Raw genomic sequence first — 18640 nt, 5'->3', positions numbered from 1 at the left:
GCAAGAATTACGGAAAGAATTATGCCCATCGGCCAAGATATGCAAAGCTATCTTGCAAAGCTATCTCAAGAGAAGCAAGAAGAGGTTGCTCGCTTATTTTGACTGCGCGTTGCGGCGGCCGCCGCGGCCAGGGCGGTCGGCTTATCCGCTAAAACAGCAGCCAAAGGTGCAATCGACTTACAATCGACTTACAATCGACCAAGGGAGCGCCGCGCCGCCCCTCGCCAGGCCGAGCTGGACTCGACCGTCTACACCGCTACACCGACGGCCGGCGGGCCCACAAGAAACTCTCGCTCAACGCCTTCCACCACAGGCGCATCAAGCATGACAAGACAAGGGTTGACGGCAAGGTGCATATCAACGGTGTAGAGAACTTCCGCGGCGACGCCCAGCGCCGCCTAAAAGCCGATCACGCTGGCTTCAAATTCGACTTCAGGCGCTTTATCAGAGAAAGGTCGTTCCGCTTCAACCATCGCGACGACGAAAACGCGCTCGACTACCCGCAGGATGCACTGCTCAATTGGTCCGCTCAGGTTACATGACGCCTTTTCCTTTTCCCCGATGCTGGACTTGACCGCTGAAAGCCGCTAGCATCGAACCCTACCGACCAAGCAAACCGACCAAGCAAACCGACCAAGCAAACCGATAAACCCGCCGGGAAACCAGCCGATGTCCAGCCGTTTTCGCCAGGCCCTGTTGGCCTCCCTCCTCGTTCATCTGGCCCTGATCTGTCTGGTGGGCGACAGGTCGCCCGTCGCCGAGCCGGACCCCCGGCCCGAGGCGGTGTTGCTCGAACTGCGGCCCTCGACGAGCCGGGCGCCCGGTAGCGGCGGATTCAGTGTGGTGGAGCCCGTCGCCGGTTCCCCCGCTGTTTCCGTCGTCGCAGCGGACGTCGACGGTGCTTCACAGGCTCGACACACCGAGAGCAGTGTCGACGGCGAAGCGCCCGCCTTCGTCACCCTGGGCGGCGGCGGGCCCTTCAGCGGTCTGGGCGGCGGCGCCGGGGCGGAGGGCGTGGATCAACCGCGGTTGGTCCGGACCGCTCCGCTGCAACCGCGCCCCGAGCTCTTGGGTGATGACTGGGAGGGAACTGTGCTGTTGCGCCTCTACATCGACGACGCCGGTCTACCGCTGAGCGTGCGGATTAAGGAAAGCTCGGGCAATCCCCACGCTGACGCCGACGCCCTGCAGTACGCGCGGCAGAGCCGCTGGCGGCCCGCCACGCGCAACGGTCGTCCCGTCGGCGGCTGGGTCGACTGGTTGATCCGCTACGAGCGGCAGCCCAAGCGCTGGTAAACCGCGGAGCTTGGCCCTCGGGGCCGCCAACGCGGTTCAGCCTGCGGCGGCGGCTGCCTCCGCTCCCTGCATTATCCGTCTACCCCTCTCACCGACGGCGGTGGCACGTTTCTTGCGTTCGTCCGGCTGCGCCGGACGGCAACAAACGCGCCACCGCCTCGTCTGCGTCCGGCGGGTTTACGGTGGAGTCGGGTCGGGTATTAGTGGAGGTCGTCGCGTCCGGGGGTGAAGTAGACCTTGCCCTCGCCGAGGAGTTCTTCGAGCTGTTGTTGCAGTTGGGGATCGGCGGCGACGCGGTAGTCGGGTCCGGCGCCGAGGAGGGCCTCGCCGCCGCGCAGACCGAGGTGGAAGAAGACGTTGAGTTCACCATCGCCGGCGGTGAGCAGGCGGCGGATGGGTTCGAGGACTTCTTCGTCGACGAGGGAGGCTTGGAGCTGGAGGTGGAGCTGGCGTCCCAGCAGTCGGGGGACGTCGGCGAGGTCGTAGACGGCGTCGGCGCGGACGTTGATTTCGTCGCGGCTGGTCTGAGCCTGGCCGACGACGAGGACGGGTTGATCCTTGCGCACCAGAGCGCCGTGGCGCTGGTAGGTTTCGGCGAAGACGGCGATTTCGATACCGGCGTTTTCGTCTTCGAGGTTGCCGAAGGCGATACGTCGGCCGTTGCGGTCCAGCTTGCGGCTGATATGGGTGAAGACGCCGGCGACGCGGACCTTCTCGCCGCCGCGCAGGCGTTGCAGGTTGGCGATGCTGTGGCTGGCGAAGCTGCGGATGACGGCGGTGTGGGAAGTCAGCGGGTGACCGGTCAGGTAGAGGCCGAGGACCTCTTTCTCCCGGCTCATGCGCTCGTGCTCGTCCCAGGGCTTGACAGCGGGGTCGAGGGGGTCGCCGCCCTCCTCGGCGACGCCGGGGTCGGCCATGCCCAGACCGAAGAGGTTCTCCTGGCCGACCTCGCGGTCGCGCAGTTCGCTGGCGGCGCGGTCGAGGATGGTTTCGACGGCGGCGTACTTTTGGGCCCGGCTGCCGGGGAATTCGTCGGCGGCGCCCGAGGCGACGAGGGCTTCCAGCACCCGCCGGTTGAGCATTTGGGTGCCCAGGCGCAGGGCCATGTCGATCAGCGAGGTAAAGGGTCCGTTCTGTCGGCGCTCTTCGATCAGTTTATCGACCAGGCCCAGGCCGACGTTCTTGACGGCGCCCAGGCCGTATTGGATGACGGGTTTGCCCTCCTCGTCGCGGACGTGGAAGCCCTGGCGACCGATATTTACCGATGGCGGGCGCACCTCGAGGTCCCGGCGGCGGGCCTCGGCGATGTAGGCGGCGATCTTGTCCTCGTTGTCCAGCTCGTGGGACAACAGGGCGGCGGTGAACTCGGGGCGATAGTTGGCCTTGAGCCAGGCGGTGCGGTAGGTGACCACGGCGTAGGCCGCCGAGTGGCTCTTGTTGAAACCGTAGCTGGCGAAGGGTACGATCTGCTCGAAGATGCCGTCGGCCAGGCGGCCGTCGATGCCCCGCTCCTCGGCGCCCTTGACGAACTCGCTGCGGTAGGTATCGAGCATGCCGGTCTTCTTGGCCATCGCCCGGCGCAGCAGGTCGGCTCGGCCGTAGCTGAAACCGGCCAGGCGGCTGGCCACCTGCATGACCTGCTCCTGGTAGACCATTACGCCGAAGCTCTCGGCCAGGACGTCTTCCAGGGATTCGTGGGGGTAGCTGATCTCGATCTCGCCGTGTTTGCCCCTGATGTAGTTCTCGGTCATCTTGGAGCCCAGGGGTCCCGGCCGGAACAGTGACAGCACGGGGATCAGCTCGCGGAAGTTGTTCGGGGCCACCCGGCGCAGGACGTCGCGGGCGATATCGGACTCGAGCTGGAAGATTCCGGCGGTATCGCAGGCCTTGAGCAGCTCATAGACCTTGGGGTCGCCCATCGGGATGTCGTCGGGGGCGATCTCCACGCTGTGGCGCTCGCGGATCATCGCGCAGCAGTCGCGGATGACCGAGAGGTTCTTCAGCCCCAGGAAATCGACCTTGAGCAGGCCGACGTCCTCGACGGCCTTGCCGTCGTACTGGGTGGTGTTGTCGAGGTAGAGGGGGACGACCTCGTAGAGGGGGCGGTCGCTGATGACCACCCCGGCGGCGTGGGTGCCGGCGTGGCGCACCAGCCCCTCGAGCTTGAGCCCGTACTCCAGCACGTCGGCGATCAGCGGGTCCTCGTCGCGGGCTTTCTTGAGCTCCGGCGTGGTCTGCAGGGCCCCCTCGAGGGTCACCCCGGGGCCGTAGGGCACCAGCTTGGCCACCCGGTCGACGGTCTCCAGGGGTACGCCGAGGACCCGGCCGACGTCGCGGATGACCGCCCGGGCGCCCAGGCGGGAGTAGGTGATCAACTGGGCCACGTTGCCTTCGCCGTACTTCTCCTTGACGTAGTCGATGACCCGGTCGCGCTGGTCGTCGGCGAAGTCCAGGTCGATGTCGGGCATGCTGACGCGCTCGGGGTTGAGGAAGCGCTCGAACAGCAGGTTGTACTCCAGGGGGTCGACGGCGGTGATCCCCAGGGAGTAGGACACCAGGCTGCCGGCGGCGGAGCCGCGCCCCGGTCCGACCTCGACGCCCAGTTCCCGGGCCTGCCGCACGATGTCCCAGACGATGAGGAAGTAGCCGGGGAACTTCATCTGCTCGATGATCCCCAGCTCTTCGTCGAGACGCTTCCTGTACTCCGCTCGCTCGGCCAGCCCGAGTCGTTCGAGTCCCTCCAGGGACATCCGACGCAGAAAACTTTCCTCTGTTTCGTCCTCGGGAACGGGGTAGGAGGGCAGCCGGCCGCCGGGGGGGTTGAGTTCCAGGTCCAGGTGACAGCGCCGGGCGATCTCGACGGTGTTCTCCAGGGCCTCGGGCAGCTCGCCGAAGAGCTCGGCCATCTCGGCCGGGCTCTTGAAGTAGACCTGATCGCTCTCGAAGCGCATCCGGTCGGTGTCGGACAGGGTCTTGCCCGTTTGGATGCACAGCAGGACGTCGTGGGCCCGGTGGTCGGCGTGGGAGAGGAAGTGGCAGTCGTTGGTGGCCACCAGGCCCAGGTCGAGCTCCCGGGCCAGGGAGACCAGGCCGCGGTTGACCCGCTGCTGCTCCTCGATGCCGTGGTCCATCAGCTCCAGGTAGAAGTTCTCGGGACCGTAGACGTCGCGGTAAAAGGCGGCGGCCTCGCGGGCACCGTCGTAGTCGTCGCCCAGCAATCGCCGGGAGACCTCGCCGGAGAGGCAGGCCGAAGTGGCGATCAGGCCGGCGGAGTGTTTATCCAGTAACTCTTTGTCCACCCGGGGCTTGTAGTAGAAGCCCTCGGTGTGGGCCAGGGTGACCAGCCGGGTCAGGTTGCTGTAGCCGGTGGCGTCCCGGGCCAGCAGGACCAGGTGGTAGCGGGTGCGCTGGGCGGCGTCCTTGTCGTGGCGCGAGCCCGGCGTCAGGTAGAGCTCGCAGCCGATGATCGGCTTGATGCCGCGCTTAAGGCAGGCCTTGTAGAAGGGTACGGCGCCGAACATGTTACCGTGGTCGGTCAGGGCCAGCGCCAGCATATCGTACTCGACGGCGCGGTCGACCATGTCCCGCACCCGGCACATACCGTCGAGGATCGAGTACTCGCTGTGATTGTGTAGATGGACGAAGGCGGGCTGGGTCATCGGTCTTCGGGTTGGGCGCTGAGGCGGTAGACGGTGCGGCCGTCGACGAGGTAGGCATTCCCGCGGCTGACGGCGAGGGGGTAATCGGCGACGGGCAGTTCCCGGGGCACCGGGCCGAGGGTCGAGGTGTTGACGGCCTGGAGCTGGCCGTCGGCGCGGCGGAAGAACAGCTCGGTGCCGCAGATCAGCGGGCGCTCCAGGGTCAACTCGACCTCCAGCTCCTCGCTGTAGACCGTCGGCTCGGTCCCGGGCACCAGGCGGAAGACCGTTCCGCCGCCGGAGGCGAAGAAGACGGAGCCCTCGTGCAGGCAGGCGTTGCCCAGGGTGCCGGCGGACAGTTGCAGCTCCTCGACGACGGCTCCCGTGGTCCGATCGAAGGCCAGGTAGCGGTCGCCGACGGTCAGGTGGATGGTCTCGTCGTCGAAGACGGGGCGCGGGTAATCCACGGTCAGGGGGCCGCCCAGGGGCAGCCGGCGCGTCGAGGTCCACAGCTCGGCGCCGTTGTAACCGTCGTAGAGGGCCAGCTGACCATCGGTGAAGGTCACCAGCAGCCGCTTGCCGCTGGGGGCGGGAAACAGCCCGGCGGGCAGGGAGCCCAGATTGGTCGCCCAAAGCCGCAGCAGGCGTCCCGGCGTGGAGAGGTCGAAGGCGAAGACCGTGCCCAGATCGTTGGCGACGTAGAGCTGGCCCTCGGCGCCCAGGGCGGGTACGGCGGCCAGCCGGGATTCGAGCTCCCGCTGGACCAGCAGGCGTCCTTCGTGGTCGCGTAACTCGACGCGACCGCCGCCGGCGGAAATCAAGACCCCCCGGTACTCCTCCCGGGGCTCACCCCGGTAGACCAGGGGCGGGTGATCACCGGCGACGCCGGCGGTTCGCCAAACCTCGTCGCCGGTCAGCAGGGAGAAGGCGGCCAGGGCCTCGCCCTCCAGGCTCACCAGAACGTAATCGCCGGCGAAGGCCGGGGCGGCGGCGGGTTCGGCGGGGAGCTCGAGCGCCTCGACGGCCGTCGTGGCTCCGGCGACGGGGGGTTGATGGCCGCCGGGCAGCAGGCCCCGCGGGGTCAGGTTGTCGGCCAGCTCACCCGGGCTGGGGTTGATGAAGATGATCAGCAGGACGACCAGCAGGAACAGGCCGCCGCCGCCGAACAGCAGGGGCTTGAGCCAGCGCCGTCGTCGCGGTTGCTCCCGTGGCTGCCAGAGCTCGCCGACGTCGCCCAGGAGCTCCAGGCCCTCACGGGCCTCGATACAGCTCGGGTCCTCTTCCAGGGCGTGGCGGAAGCTCTCGGCGGCCCGGCGGAACTCGGTCACCAGGTTGTTGCCCAGGATGAAGCGCGCCCGCTTGAGGTTGCGCTCGCGCTCGGCCAACCGATTCAGGTAGCGGTGGGTCTCAGCGAGGGCCTCGGCCTCGGCGGGGTGAACCCCGGCGTCGAGGATCGACAGGGCGTCGGCCACCGAGCCGCGGCGCGCCGCCGCCAGACAGTCATCGAGAACAGAGAAGAAGCTCAGGTGGCTGATCGAATGCGGGGGGGCCGGATCACCGGCGGCGATGGCCTCCAGGGCCTCCTCGTCCCCGGGCCGCCGGGCCAGTTTACGCAGGTCCACGTCACGGCTCAGGGACACCAGCAGGGCCTCGACGTTACGGTGCCGATCCTCGTCCTGGGCCGTGTTGAGCCGGGAGAAATCGATGAACTCCTCGGCGACCTCCTGGTCCCCGGCCAGGGAGGTGATCGAGACCGAGTAGGCCCGACGCAGCGCCTCGCGCACCTCGTCCGCCGTCTCCAGCCGCTCGAGGGGATCGCGGCGCAGCATCGAGATCAGCAGCTCCTCGAGGGCCAGGGGCACCCCGCGGAAGGTCAACTCGTCGGCCTCGCCCTCGCCCTCGTCGAAGGGCAGATGACCGGTCAGCAGATGGTAGAGGATCACGCCGAGGGAGTAGATATCGGAGCGGGCGTCGGGTTGCCCGCCCCCGGCGATCTCGGGGGCCTGGTAATCGGTGACCCGCTTGAGCCGGGCCATCTCCCGACGCTCCGATTGCTCTTCCGAAGTCAGGGGAACGCCTGGATCGCGCCACTGGCGCGAGGTGTAGAAGTCCACGTCGCGCAACATGACGTGGCCCGATTCATCGAGGATGAAGCTGGCCGCCGACAACCGGCCGTGAATGATGAAGTGGCGGTGAAGATAGACCAGGGCCGAAGCGATCTGGATGCCGATCCGCAGCATCTCCACCGGCGCCAGGGGGGCCCGTTTCTCGATGTGTCGGGCCAGGGAATGGCCGTCGGCGTGCTTGGTGACGACGAAGAAGTTGTCCCCCACCCGGCCGAAGTCATGGACCGGCAGGATGTTGGCGTGCTCCAGTCCGGCCGCCAGGCTGATCTCCTCGCGGAAGGTCCGCCGGCGGTACTCGTCCTCGGCGTAGTCCCGGGGCAGGACCTTGATCTCGACGATCCGGTCGAGCTGGGTGTCCAGGGCCCGGTAGATGACCCCCGTCGTCGTCAAGCGGACCTGCTTGAGCACCCGGTAGCGGCCCAGGGTCATGCCGACGAACTCCGACGAACCCTCGATCAGCTCAAGTTCGGCATCCGTCGTCGTTTCCGTCGGCGTCTCCGGCATCCTCGAGCCGCAGTGCCGACAGAAGCGCGCCTGATCCGGGTTCTCTTGACCGCAGTTGGGACAGTACATAGGCCGTTTCTCGGTAGGGATACCAGGGAATGCTGAAGCCGCGGCAGCGGGGTCGTTACAGCGCGAAGCGCCACGCCGGGCGGGATCCCCACAGCCTCGCGGGGCCGCCGGTTAAACGCCCGGAGCCGGCACGGTTTTTGCGGAGGCGCCACCCCTGAGCGTTTCGACGGTCGCCGAGATGCAAAAACCGTGCCGGCTCCGGGGCTGAGGTAGGGTCACTGCCTCGCGGTGGGAAGGAGCCCCGCCCGGCGCGGCGCTGAGACCGGGTCTGTCGGCGGGACTGTCGGGAAGCGGGGAACCGGTGTCGGCGTCGAGGCCGGCGTGGCTTGCGGCGGTAGAACGGCTGGGTGCTCGAGGGCCGCGGTGCTCACCGCGGCGGGATGGGCTACGGGACTTCGTGTTGGTCAATCCTCGTCCTCGGCTTCTTTGAGCAGATCGCGGAAGCTGGTCCAGCGGTTCTTGGTGGAATAGATGTAATCGTGCTTGGCCAGGGTGCCGTTGCGGATGTATTTGACCAGGGTGGCGTAGCTCATCGGCCCCATTTCCTTCTTGGAGTCGATGAGATAGATGTAGATATTGTCGGCGGGGATCAGTCCGGGGCGCGGGGGCAGCTCTTCGGCTTCCTCTTCGGAGACCTCGGTGGTGGAGCGCTTGGTCTCGGGTTCGATGCGCGGGGCGGCGAGCTCGATCTTGACCTCGGCGGGCTCCTCCTGGTGGACGCCGATTAGTTCACAGAGCTGGGGATGGTCTTTGATCAACCACCAGCGGCCGTCACCGGTGCCGACGGCGTCTTCGCCTTCGATCAGGCCCTTCTTGAGCAGGCTCTGGATCCGTTCGAGGGTCCCGGGTCCGTACTTGGTGCCGGTACCGGCCTTGCGGACGATGATGCCGTCGGCGGGAAGCTTGGGCGGGACGGCGAGCAGCTCGGAAAGGGTGATCGGCGAATCCGTCGATTGGCCCTGTAGCTTGGCCTCTTCTTCCGGGTCCATCCGGGCCTCGACCTTGGCGACCTCGCCGCGCAGGCGCATCCCGCAGTTGCCGCAGAAAATGTCCGAGTCCTTGATGGGCTTACCGCAGGACGGACAGGTGGCCTCTTCCTCGGGTCGCGGAGTGCCGCACATGATGCAGAAGTTGGCGCCCTTCTCGAGGGGCGTACCGCAGTTGGGACAAACGGGTTGTCCCAGGGGATCGGCTTTTCTGGATTTACTCATGCTGTCTGTGCTCTCCCGGTCCGACTGGTATCGGCCGCTTCGCCGCCATTGCTATAGACGCAATTTGCAAACGTGAGTATGCCAAGGCCGTGATTGCTTGTCAACCGCGGTCGGGGTGACGGCGCGCCTTCAGCCGTTGGCTTTGGTATACTAAAGCGGTGATCGCATGAGGTGGAGATGCCCCGCTTATCGCGACGAAAAATCAGGCGCTTGCTCAATCAGTTGCTGGTCGCCCTGGCGGCCCTGGGTTTGCTGATCAAGGTCGGTGAGCTCCAGGTGACCCACGCCCTGGAGCTGGCCCGGGCCAGCGAGGAGAACCGCCTGCGTCGGATCCCCCTGCCGGCGCCGCGGGGCGGGATCTACGATCGCCGGGGGACACCCCTGGCCCTCGACGAGCCGGCCTACGCCGTCGGTCTGCTGGCCCCGCCGACCCAGATACCGGCGGGCGAACGGTTGGAGGAGCTCTGCGAGCTGTTGGGGTTGGAGGCGACCGAGTTGCTGGAACGCTTCAGCGAAGGCCGCAGCTATCCCTACGAGCCAGCGCGGCTGGTGGAGAACGCCGACGCCGCCCTGCTGACCAGGGTGGCCGAGGCCGAGGATCCGGGCCTGGTTATCACCAGCCGCCCCCGGCGGTCCTATCCCAACGGTGAATGCCTGGCCCACGTCCTGGGCTATCTGGACGAGGTCCGTCCCGAGGAGTTGGAGCGGGGCTACCGTTTGGGGGAGTTGATCGGCCGCAAGGGTCTGGAGGCCTACTACGAGGAGGCGCTGCGCGGAATCCCCGGTGAGGAGGTCGTCGAAGTCGACGCCCACGAGCGCCGGATCGCCACCCAGCGCAGATCGGAGCCGCTGCCGGGCGACGGTTTGATCCTGGCCGTCGATTTGGGTTTGCAGAGGATGGCCGAGGCGATCCTCGCCGAAACCAGTTATCGCAAACCCTACGACTGGCCGGCGGACAGGGAGTGGATCCAGCCCGAGCCGGGGCTGCGCGGCTCGATCATCGTCATGGACGTGCAGACCGGAGAGCTGCTGGCCCTGGCGACGCGGCCGACCTACGATCCCAACCGGGTCGGCGTCGGCGGCGACCCCGAATACTGGCGGACGCTGAACGCGGACCCGGACAAGCCCCTGTTGGCGCGCGCCTACCAATCGACCTACCCGCCGGGTTCGACCTTCAAGCTCGTCGACGCCACCGCTGGCCTGCTGACGGGGGCGGTGACTCCCGATGGTCGGATGGACCAGCCCTGCGGCGGGGTCTTCCGTCTCGGCGACACCGCCTTCCACTGCTGGGGTCACATCGGCCACGGCTCGCTGACCCTGACCGAGGCCATCGGCTGGAGCTGCAACGTCTACTTCTACCAGCTCGGTCTGCGCCTGGGCATCGAGGGTATCCGGGAGTACGGCGTCCGCTATGGTTTGAACGAGCCCACGGGGATCGATCTGCCCCACGAGCGGGCCGGTCAACTGCCCTCCCTGGAGCGCCTCGAGGAGCGCTGGGGCGAGCGTTGGCCCCGGGGGCAGATCTGCAACAACGCCATCGGCCAGGGAGACGTTCTGGTCTCCCCCCTGGAGTTGCTGACGATGTACGCCGCGATCGCCAACGGCGGGCGGCTGCTGGAGCCGCGCCTGGTGAGCCGCATCATCGGTCCCGACGGCCGTCCGCGCCGCCGACTGGAACCCGTCGTCCGTCGCGAGCTCGAGCTGCCGGACTGGGTCCGTGAAACACTGATTACGGGGCTGAAGAACGTCTTGCGCCGCTTCGGACCAAATCCGGTCGAGCTGTGCGGCAAGACCGGCACCTCCGAGAATCCCCACGGTGAACCCCACGCCTGGTTCTGCGGCTTCGCCCCGGCCGACGAGCCGCGGTTGGCCGTGGTGATCATGATCGAGAACGGCGGCTTCGGTGAGAGCTACATCAAGTACGCCAAGCGGCTGCTGGCCTATTGTTTTGATAACGGCTTGCCCGACGACGAGCCCGTCGGTTGCCTGGACCCGCTGGCGGTCCGGCTGACGGCTTGCGGACCGAGGAGGTAACCGTGCCCGGCCCCCAGCCACGACGGACCCGGCCCGACTGGCTCCTCCTCGGCTCGGCGGCGGTGTTGTCGATCTGCGGTGTCCTTGTCAACGCCAGCGTCGGGGGTTACGCCGGCGACGTCCCGCGCTGGCTGCTCCAGCTGGGCTGGACCGCTGTCGGCCTCGGCGGAGCCCTGCTGCTCTCCCGGCTGGACTATCGTCGACTGCAGCCCTACGCCCCCTGGCCCTATGTCGCGACGCTGCTGCTGCTGGGGCTGGTGCTGGCGCTGCCCGGCGGCGCCGAGACCCGGCGCTGGCTCAGCCTGGGGCCGCTCAGCCTCCAACCCGCCGAACCGGCCAAGTTGGCCTACATCCTGCTGGCCGCCTGGCTGCTCAGTCGGCGCGGCGAGGAGGGGCCGAGACGCCGGGATTACGCCGCGATCGTCGCCGCGGCGCTGATTCCCCTGGGACTGATCGCCGTGCAGCCCGACCTGGCCACGGCCTTCGTTTTCGTACCCCTGGCCCTGGGGATCGGCTATTGGAGTGGTAACGCCGGCTGGAAGATCGCCGCCCTGCTCCTGCCCCTCGGCTGGTCGTTGACGGCGCTGACCACGGCGCCGGCTTGGATCGTCGCTTTGGTGGGCGCCGATTTCGCCGCCTCGCCCCTGGGGTTTGTCTGCCGGCCCTGGTGGTGGCTGGGCGCCGCCCTCATGATCGGCCTCTGGGTGGTTTTCCGGAAACGGGCGGGCCGCTACTTCGCCGGCTTGATCGTCGCCGGCGCCCTGGGCGGTCTGCTGCTGCCCCTGGGCTGGAACCTGCTCAAGGGTTACCAGCAGCGCCGGGTGCTGATGTTCCTCGACCCCACCGTCGATCCCCACGGCGCCGGTTACAACAGCATTCAGAGCCGCATCGCCATCGGCTCCGGCGGCTTCTGGGGCAAGGGCTTCCTGCAGGGCAGCCAGGGGCAGTTGGCCTTCCTGCCCGAACGGCACACCGACTTCGCCTTCAGCGTCTGGGCCGAGGAGTGGGGTTTCGTCGGCAGCTTCCTCCTCGTCACCTTCTACGTTCTGCTGTTATGGCGTATCCTGCGCGCCGCCGGTCGCGCTCCCGAAGGCTTCGGCTCGCTGATCTGCTACGGCGTCGCCGTGTTGCTGGCCTTTCACGCTTTTTTCAACATCGGCATGTGCCTGGGGCTGTTCCCGGTGGCCGGGCTGCCTTTGCCCTTCGTCAGCTACGGCGGCAGCTTCATGCTGACCGCCTGGCTGGCCGTAGGCCTTACCGCCGCCGTCGAGCGGCGCAGCCACGAGTTGACGCTGTAGGGCGTCCGGGCGAGACCTTTGCCGGTCATTCGTCGGTGCCGCCCCAGGGCCGAGGGCCGGAACCGGCACGGTTTTTGCATCTCGGCGACCGTTGGGCCGGCGGCAACGCTCGGCCTCCGCAAAAACCGTGCCGGTTCCGGCGGCGGTTCCGGCGGCGGGGTGTTGACGGGTCGGGCAAAGGTCTCGCCCGGCATGGCGCCGCCGCCGGTTCGGTGATACCGATACGAACAGACATCATCGATGGGAGTTCGGATGAGCAACGTGAGTAACGCCGTCGTCTGTGTCGGCGGTTTGGATACCTCGGGCGGGGCGGGGTTGGCGGCGGACATCCGCGCCGCGGCGGCGCTGCGCACTCCCTGTCTGCCCATCGCCGCCGTCCTGGCGCCCCAGGACGCCGGTGGGGTGCATCAGGTTTTTCCGGTTCCCCCGGGCGCCTTGCGTGGTCAACTGCGGGCGGTGGACTGGAGCGGCGTCGGTGCTGTCAAGCTGGGTGTCGTCTACCTGCCGGAGCTGCTGGAGTTGCTGCTGGCCGAGCTGCCCCGGGCAACGGTTTTGGTGATCGATCCGGTGCTGGGGGCCTCGGCGGGGGGGCGGTTGGCGGTTCCCGGTCTGCTGGAGGTGCTGCGCGGTCGGGCCTTCCCCCGGGCGAGTCTGGTGACTTTCAACCGCCGGGAGGTCCAGGCCTTCTTCGACCGCGACTATGCAACCGCCGACGAGGCCGTCGAGTCGGCCGGGGAGCTGGCCGTCGAGCTGGGCTGCGCCGTGCTGCTCAAGGGCGGTCATCTGCCCGGCGCGCCCGTCGATTGCCTGGCGACACCCGCGGGCGCCGGGGAGGTTTTCCCCGGCGGGCGTTCGCGGCATACTGTCCGCGGGACGGGCTGTCTGCTGGCGACGGCGATCGCCTGCGGCCTGGCGGGGGGTTTGTCCGTCGGCGAGGCGGCGGGTCGGGCCAAGGTTCTCGTCAACGACGCCGTGAGCGCCGCCTATGCCGGGGCGGCCGGCTATGTCGCCGCACCGGGGGCGGCGGGCTGAGCGGACGCCCGATCAGCGGTCGGCTGTTTGCTTGGCTGGCCAACGCGGCAGGCGGCGGGTCCGCTCACGCCGCTCCGGCAAGCCGATTAAGCAAGTCGATCCGACGCGACGCTATATTCACAGGCACTTATCGTGAACACAGGCACAGGATGTGTTACCATCATTGGTGGAGCAAAAACGCACCCCAAGCGCTTGATGAAAGGAACCCCATGGCTATCAATGAGACCAACGGTATGGACGAGGCCTTCGTCGACTTCCACCACGCCTATCTTGCCGAGGACGGCGCCCTGGATCTCAAGACCAAGGAGATGATCGCCCTGGCTTTCGCCTTCGGCAACAAGTGCCAGGGCTGTATCAAGTATCATAAGCCCAAGGCCTTCGAGGCCGGGATGACCGAAGAGGAGTACCGCGAACTGGTCGCGGTCTGCGAGGTCATCGCCGCCGGCGGCGTGATAATGTATTACGGCGAGACCGGCGGCAAGCAGAGCTGCTGAGCGTCGAGACACCGGACCGGGGCGCCGCGGCGTCCCGGTTTTTTGTTGTTCGACGGCTGTATTCGGTAGTTGGCATATTTCTTGCGGGTTGTTATCGGTGCAGCAGCCCGGGAGCGTTTCGCTTTAGCACGGCGATCAGCCGGCCCTGGCGGACGAGACGGCGGGCTCCTCGGTTGCGGCAAAATCGGTCCTGTCCCGCCAATACCATAAGGGGGATGCTATCCGCTTAAGATTTTGCTAATATATACCGCGTCACAACCAACCGTCACAACGAACCGTGGGAGCGAAGGATGAGGCTCAACGATTTTCCCGAGATCGACGCCGGTTTCGTCGAGTTCTACAAGCGGGTGATGACCAAGGACGGCGCCCTGGACCGCAAGACCAAGGAGATGCTGGCCGTGGCCGTGGCTTACGGTAACGGTTGCCAGCCCTGCATCGAGGGCCATCTCGCCAAGGCCCGGCGCTACGGCTTGACCGACGGCGAGTACCGCGAACTCGTCGCCGTGGCCGAGCTGATCCTGGCCGGCGGCGCCCGGGAGCGCTTCGTCGCCGCCGAGAAGGCCGCCGGCGCCTGAGCGCCGATCCTTGACCGCCGTTAAACCCTGTGCTAGGCTGCTGTAGAATACCAAGATGGAAACAAAGACCCCTTCACATCGAAGGTGGTCCTTGACCCAACCCGAGGAGGTTGAATGTCTTCCGAGTATGAAGTCGTCGGCACCGACGACAGCTTCGCCGAAGAGGTCGAGCAAAGCGACATCCCCGTGCTGGTGGACTTCTGGGCCACCTGGTGCGGCCCCTGTTTGGCCATCGCCCCGGCCGTCGAGGAGCTCGCCAAGGAGTACCAGGGCCGGCTGAAGGTCGTCAAACTCAACGTCGACGAGAATCCCAAGACCGCCGGCAAGTTCGGCATCCGCGGCATCCCCACCCTGCTGTTCTTCAAGGATGGCGAGGTCGTCCGTCAGGTCGTCGGCGCCCAGCCCAAGAAGCGGCTGGTCAAGACCGTCGAAGAGCTTCTCTAAGCTGTTCACGAAACCGCCGAACGCCCCGTTGCCGACGGGGCGTTCGCTGTTTGGCATTATCCTCCGCGGCGGGTGAAGCCCCGTCGCGGCAACTTGACCACCCCCGCTGCTCCGGCTATAATCAGCCCCACTTGACCGCTGCGCGACGGACGAAGCCCCGGAGCAGCGCCAAACCTCACGACACCAATCCACTCGCCAACCTACAACAACCGGGTGTTTAATGGAATTCAGCCTGACCACGGACAAATACCCCCGGATCGATCTCGGTTCCGGCCTGACGATCCTGCTGCTTCACGGCATGTTCGGCAAGCCGGAGAATTGGGATCACACCCTGGAGCACCTGAGCGAGAACTATCGCGTGATCACCCTCGAGCTGCCGATCTTCGACAACAGTTGGAAGGACCCCACCGTCGAGGGCCTGAGCCGCTACACCGCCGACTTTCTGGAATGGGCCGATATCGAGGGCGCCGTGATGGTCGGCAACTCCCTCGGCGGTCACATCGCCCTCTATCTGGCCTGCTTCTATCCCGAGTTGACCCGGGGGTTGGTGTTGACCGGTTCCTCCGGGCTCTTCGAACGCGGCTACGAGCAGGGGATCCCCACCAGCCCCAACCGGGACTGGATCTACGACCGGGTGGCCGAGATCTTCTACGACGAGTCCAGTATCCGCCCCGGGATCGTCGACGAGGTCGACGAGTTCCTCAAGAGCCGGCGCAACAAGTTCCGCCTGGTCAAGGTCGCCAAGTCGGCCAAGCGCACCCATATGGGCGAGCACCTGGCGAAGATCGACGTGCCGACGCTGCTGGTCTGGGGTCGCGAGGACACCATCACCCCCCTCGACGTGGCCCACGAGTTCCGCGACAATATTGCCGACCGCGAGCTTGTTATCTTCGAGAAGTGCGGTCACGCGCCGATGCTCGAGTACCCGGAGAAGTTCTCCGAAGTTCTCGAGGACTTCCTCCAACGCCGCCTGGACTAGCCCCGGCGGCCGAGCCGACGAGCTAAGGATGCCCAACGCCTACGATCGCGGGAAGCTGCGCATCCTGCGCCGGGTCTACAACCGGCGGATGCGCCGGGTCGAACAGATGGCCCGGGATCCCTGGCCGTATCAGGAGTTCGCCTTCCGCTACCTGATGCTGCAGGCCACCACCACGGACTTCGGCCGCCAGCACGGGCTCAACCCCCTGATCAGCCTCCAGCAGTACCGTCGTCGGGTGCCGCCCGCCTCCTACGAGTTCTACGAGCCCTACATCGAGCTGATGCTTAAGGGCGAACGCTCGGTGCTCTGGCCGGGCAAGGTGCGTTACTTCTCCCTGACCAGCGGGACTACCGCCGAGCGCGGCAACAAGTACATCCCCTTCACCAACCAGCTCTGGCGGGTCAACCGCAAGGCCGGGCGCGACAGCCTGTTCTTCCACTGCCACCGCTGTGGGGACGACCTGAGCCTCTTCCTGGGGCAGATGCTGTTCCTCGGCGGCACCACCAGCCTCTCCAAGGTCTCCACCGGTATCTACTCCGGTGACCTCTCCGCCATCCTCTCCAAGCGCATCCCGCCTTTCTACAAGCCCTACTACCTCCCCGGTGATCAGATCGCCAAGATCACCGACTGGGAGGAGAAGATCGACCGCATCGCCAAGCTGGTCCAGGGTCGCGACGTGCGGATGATCTCCGGCATCCCCTCCTGGATGCTGGTTCTGTTCGAGAAGGTCCGCAAGGAGTACGGCGATCCCGAGGCCCAACTGACCGAGATCTTCCCCGAGTTGCGCTTGATGATCACCGGCGGCGTCAACGTCAAGCCCTACCGACCCCTGTTCGAGGAGGTCGTCGGTCCCGACGTCGACTTCGAGGAGGTCTACCCCGCCTCGGAGACCTTCGTCGCCATCCAGGACGCCGGACCCGAGGACGGCCTGCTGCTGATGTGCGACTACGGTGTCTTCTACGAGTTCATCCCCGCCGCGCGCATCGAAGAGGAGCAGCCGCCCCGGCTGACCGTGGCCGAGGTCGAGACCGGCGTCAACTACGCCGTCTTGATCACCAGCCCCGGCGGCCTCTACTCCTACCTTCTCGGCGACACCGTCCGTTTCGTCTCGCTCAATCCCCACCGGATCATCGTCACCGGCCGCACCAAACACTTCCTCTCCGCCTTCGGCGAGCACCTGATCGTCGAGGAGGCCGAGGCCGCCGTCGACGCCGCCTGCCGCGTCACCGGCGCCGTGGTCAAGGACTTCACCGCCGCCCCCGTCTACACCGACAGCACCGGCGAGCTGCCCTACCACGAATGGCTGGTCGAGTTCGTCGAACAGCCCGACGACCTGGAGCGCTTCGCCCGGGCCCTCGACGACAAGCTGCTGGAGCTCAACGACGACTACGCCGCCCACCGCCGCGGCGACGCCAGCCTGGGCGCCCCCCGGATCACCGTTCTGCGCCCGGAAAGCTTCTTCGACTTCATGAAGGTCCGCGGCAAGCTCGGCGGCCAGAACAAGGTCCCCCGACTGAAGAACGACCGCGAGTTCGCCGATCTGCTCCACGGCCTGCAGGAGTCCTGAGCGGCCTCGCGGTAGCGCACAGCTAATAATCCGCTTGATATGACGGGCGTCCTTGCCGGGGCGGCCGTTTTGTGCTAGTTTAATTTTAACGTTCACAATGTAATGCCCCAACGTAATGCCCCAACCAAGGAGGCGAGATGAAGTGAACCGCAGCCCTAACGGCCCTGCTGGCCGTACTCCTCGTAACGACAAGTGTAAGCGCCGCCGCCATCGAATTCCGTATTCGACCCAGAGTCCAAATCAACAACTCTCTCTTCGACGGCGACCCGCCCGACTACATCGCCTGTCTGGTCATCGAAGAACGCTTGAGTGACAGTACCGTAACTTCTCAGTGGAGTTACCACCTGAAAGCCGGAGAGTTCGGCCAGGGCGCTACGCCCTACACGACGTATTTCGCCCTGGGCAAGGACGAGAAAGCGGCTTCCTGGGGCTACTACTCCCACCTGGGCGAGGCCGCCTACCGCGGTTATTACGATCCGACCAATCCCGACGACCATGAACCTTTTCTGCAGTACACCATGGATGACCCCAAGGTGCGCTACTGCTACTACATCGTGGTGAATACCCAACCTAACCTCGAGATCGGTGGAGAAGACCCCATCGCCTGGGCCAAGACGGTCAATGGTGTGGCTCAACCGGAAGACTGGTGAGCTTGGAATTTAAACGATTACCAATATCATTTCAGAGATCCTGATGATCTTACACCATGGTTCTATGCCGCCGTCTTCAACTGCTTTCCCCATCCCCAGGGAGCGACCTATGGCCCGCCCGAGGAGCCGGATTATTGGCCCTGTGACAACTCCGACGGCTGCCACTGGGATTGGCTCAAACGCGGTGATTGGCCGGAGGTCTTCCCCACGGGTTATCCTGAATGCGGTCACGATGAGATGGTGCTCGAGATGAAGATCGACGACTGGGGCACCTGGGATGAGATGTGGACTGAACGGGTCGAGTTCCAGACCCGCTGGGTCCAGTGAGGTGATGACGATGAAAACGGTTACCCTGTTAGTTCTAGCCCTGTGCGGCTTGACTGCTGCGCAGGGGTTGGCGATTGCCATTCTTGGCACGAGGAGTTTAACTGAACTACAAGACTGTCTAGAAAACGACCCGCGGATTGACTTTGTAAATTTTTTCAGCGTAGGTTGGGGTATTCCACCCGAAGAGCATCTCAAAGGATACGATTGCCTGATAATTGATGGGTGGGGTGCAGTTTACGACCAAGACGATTACGGTAATATTCTGGCCAACGTCGTCGATGATGGGGTAAGCGTACTGAGTGTTTCGTTTTCGATGATGGGTCCGTATGGTCCCAATGGCTGCTCGCCGACGGGCCGCTGGTGGGATGAGGGCTATTGCCCCTACGAGTGTGTGTC

Annotated in this window: 15 protein-coding genes; 12 read left to right on the top strand and 3 right to left on the bottom strand. The window is 65.9% G+C overall.

Annotated elements, in window-relative coordinates; genetic code table 11:
• Positions 1-182 precede the first annotated feature (182 nt).
• Positions 183-542 (top strand): hypothetical protein, encoded by a 360-nt coding sequence (locus GF399_09510; GenBank protein MBD3400556.1) that lies wholly within the window; start codon positions 183-185, stop codon positions 540-542.
• Between the two features lie 127 nt (positions 543-669).
• Positions 670-1296 (top strand): TonB family protein, encoded by a 627-nt coding sequence (locus GF399_09505; protein MBD3400555.1) that lies wholly within the window; start codon positions 670-672, stop codon positions 1294-1296.
• A 200-nt stretch (positions 1297-1496) separates the two neighbouring features.
• On the opposite strand, the gene dnaE is transcribed toward GF399_09505, so the two are convergent.
• From dnaE to GF399_09490, 3 genes are all read right to left on the bottom strand, one after another.
• Positions 1497-4955, bottom strand: coding sequence for a DNA polymerase III subunit alpha (gene dnaE, locus GF399_09500; GenBank protein ID MBD3400554.1), 3459 nt, complete (start codon positions 4953-4955; stop codon positions 1497-1499).
• Positions 4952-7633, bottom strand: a complete 2682-nt coding sequence (locus GF399_09495) for a PQQ-binding-like beta-propeller repeat protein (GenBank protein ID MBD3400553.1) — start codon at positions 7631-7633, stop codon at positions 4952-4954. Before GF399_09495 ends, dnaE begins: the two co-directional genes overlap by 4 nt.
• 404 nt (positions 7634-8037) lie before the next feature.
• Positions 8038-8844 (bottom strand): zinc-ribbon domain-containing protein, encoded by an 807-nt coding sequence (locus tag GF399_09490; protein ID MBD3400552.1) that lies wholly within the window; start codon positions 8842-8844, stop codon positions 8038-8040.
• 177 nt (positions 8845-9021) lie between these two features.
• Between GF399_09490 and mrdA the strand changes: the two genes are divergently transcribed.
• The 10 genes from mrdA to GF399_09440 all read left to right on the top strand — a co-directional run.
• Complete coding sequence (mrdA, locus tag GF399_09485; GenBank protein MBD3400551.1) at positions 9022-10878, top strand: penicillin-binding protein 2; 1857 nt, start codon at positions 9022-9024, stop codon at positions 10876-10878.
• Positions 10827-12176, top strand: a complete 1350-nt coding sequence (gene rodA, locus GF399_09480; GenBank protein ID MBD3400550.1) for a rod shape-determining protein RodA — start codon at positions 10827-10829, stop codon at positions 12174-12176. Before mrdA ends, rodA begins: the two co-directional genes overlap by 52 nt.
• A 240-nt stretch (positions 12177-12416) precedes the next feature.
• On the top strand, positions 12417-13208 hold the full coding sequence (locus GF399_09475; protein MBD3400549.1) for a bifunctional hydroxymethylpyrimidine kinase/phosphomethylpyrimidine kinase: 792 nt from the start codon (positions 12417-12419) through the stop codon (positions 13206-13208).
• A 149-nt stretch (positions 13209-13357) separates the two neighbouring features.
• Entirely contained in the window at positions 13358-13702 is a 345-nt protein-coding gene (locus GF399_09470; protein ID MBD3400548.1) for a carboxymuconolactone decarboxylase family protein, read from the top strand.
• Positions 13703-13992: 290 nt separating this feature from the next.
• Positions 13993-14277 (top strand): carboxymuconolactone decarboxylase family protein, encoded by a 285-nt coding sequence (locus GF399_09465; GenBank protein MBD3400547.1) that lies wholly within the window; start codon positions 13993-13995, stop codon positions 14275-14277.
• A 114-nt stretch (positions 14278-14391) separates the two neighbouring features.
• Positions 14392-14721 (top strand): thioredoxin, encoded by a 330-nt coding sequence (trxA, locus tag GF399_09460; GenBank protein MBD3400546.1) that lies wholly within the window; start codon positions 14392-14394, stop codon positions 14719-14721.
• A gap of 220 nt (positions 14722-14941) precedes the next feature.
• Positions 14942-15700: an alpha/beta fold hydrolase gene (locus GF399_09455; GenBank protein MBD3400545.1), complete on the top strand. Its 759-nt coding sequence runs from the start codon at positions 14942-14944 to the stop codon at positions 15698-15700.
• Between the two features lie 28 nt (positions 15701-15728).
• On the top strand, positions 15729-17267 hold the full coding sequence (locus tag GF399_09450) for a hypothetical protein (protein MBD3400544.1): 1539 nt from the start codon (positions 15729-15731) through the stop codon (positions 17265-17267).
• Positions 17268-17572: 305 nt separating this feature from the next.
• Positions 17573-17917 carry a hypothetical protein gene (locus GF399_09445; GenBank protein ID MBD3400543.1) on the top strand — a complete coding sequence of 115 codons (345 nt, stop codon included), beginning with the start codon at positions 17573-17575 and terminating at the stop codon, positions 17915-17917.
• 337 nt (positions 17918-18254) lie between these two features.
• Positions 18255-18640: hypothetical protein (locus tag GF399_09440; GenBank protein ID MBD3400542.1), on the top strand; the 386-nt coding region annotated here is incomplete at its 3' end.

This window comes from Candidatus Coatesbacteria bacterium (assembly GCA_014728225.1).
Taxonomy (GTDB): domain Bacteria; phylum RBG-13-66-14; class RBG-13-66-14; order RBG-13-66-14; family RBG-13-66-14; genus WJLX01.
The sequence above is the reverse complement of the archived record's forward strand: the minus strand, read 5'-3'. Positions and strand labels throughout refer to the sequence as shown.

Bases quoted from the DNA above. Each gene is read 5' to 3' on its own strand.
- trxA (MBD3400546.1), top strand. From the start codon at position 14,392: ATGTCTTCCGAGTATGAAGTCGTCGGCACCGACGACAGCTTCGCCGAA.
- GF399_09475 (MBD3400549.1), top strand. From the start codon at position 12,417: ATGGGAGTTCGGATGAGCAACGTGAGTAACGCCGTCGTCTGTGTCGGC.
- GF399_09505 (MBD3400555.1), top strand. From the start codon at position 670: ATGTCCAGCCGTTTTCGCCAGGCCCTGTTGGCCTCCCTCCTCGTTCAT.
- GF399_09455 (MBD3400545.1), top strand. From the start codon at position 14,942: ATGGAATTCAGCCTGACCACGGACAAATACCCCCGGATCGATCTCGGT.
- GF399_09470 (MBD3400548.1), top strand. From the start codon at position 13,358: ATGTGTTACCATCATTGGTGGAGCAAAAACGCACCCCAAGCGCTTGAT.
- GF399_09490 (MBD3400552.1), bottom strand. From the start codon at position 8,844: ATGAGTAAATCCAGAAAAGCCGATCCCCTGGGACAACCCGTTTGTCCC.
- dnaE (MBD3400554.1), bottom strand. From the start codon at position 4,955: ATGACCCAGCCCGCCTTCGTCCATCTACACAATCACAGCGAGTACTCG.
- GF399_09450 (MBD3400544.1), top strand. From the start codon at position 15,729: ATGCCCAACGCCTACGATCGCGGGAAGCTGCGCATCCTGCGCCGGGTC.
- GF399_09465 (MBD3400547.1), top strand. From the start codon at position 13,993: ATGAGGCTCAACGATTTTCCCGAGATCGACGCCGGTTTCGTCGAGTTC.
- GF399_09495 (MBD3400553.1), bottom strand. From the start codon at position 7,633: ATGTACTGTCCCAACTGCGGTCAAGAGAACCCGGATCAGGCGCGCTTC.
- mrdA (MBD3400551.1), top strand. From the start codon at position 9,022: ATGCCCCGCTTATCGCGACGAAAAATCAGGCGCTTGCTCAATCAGTTG.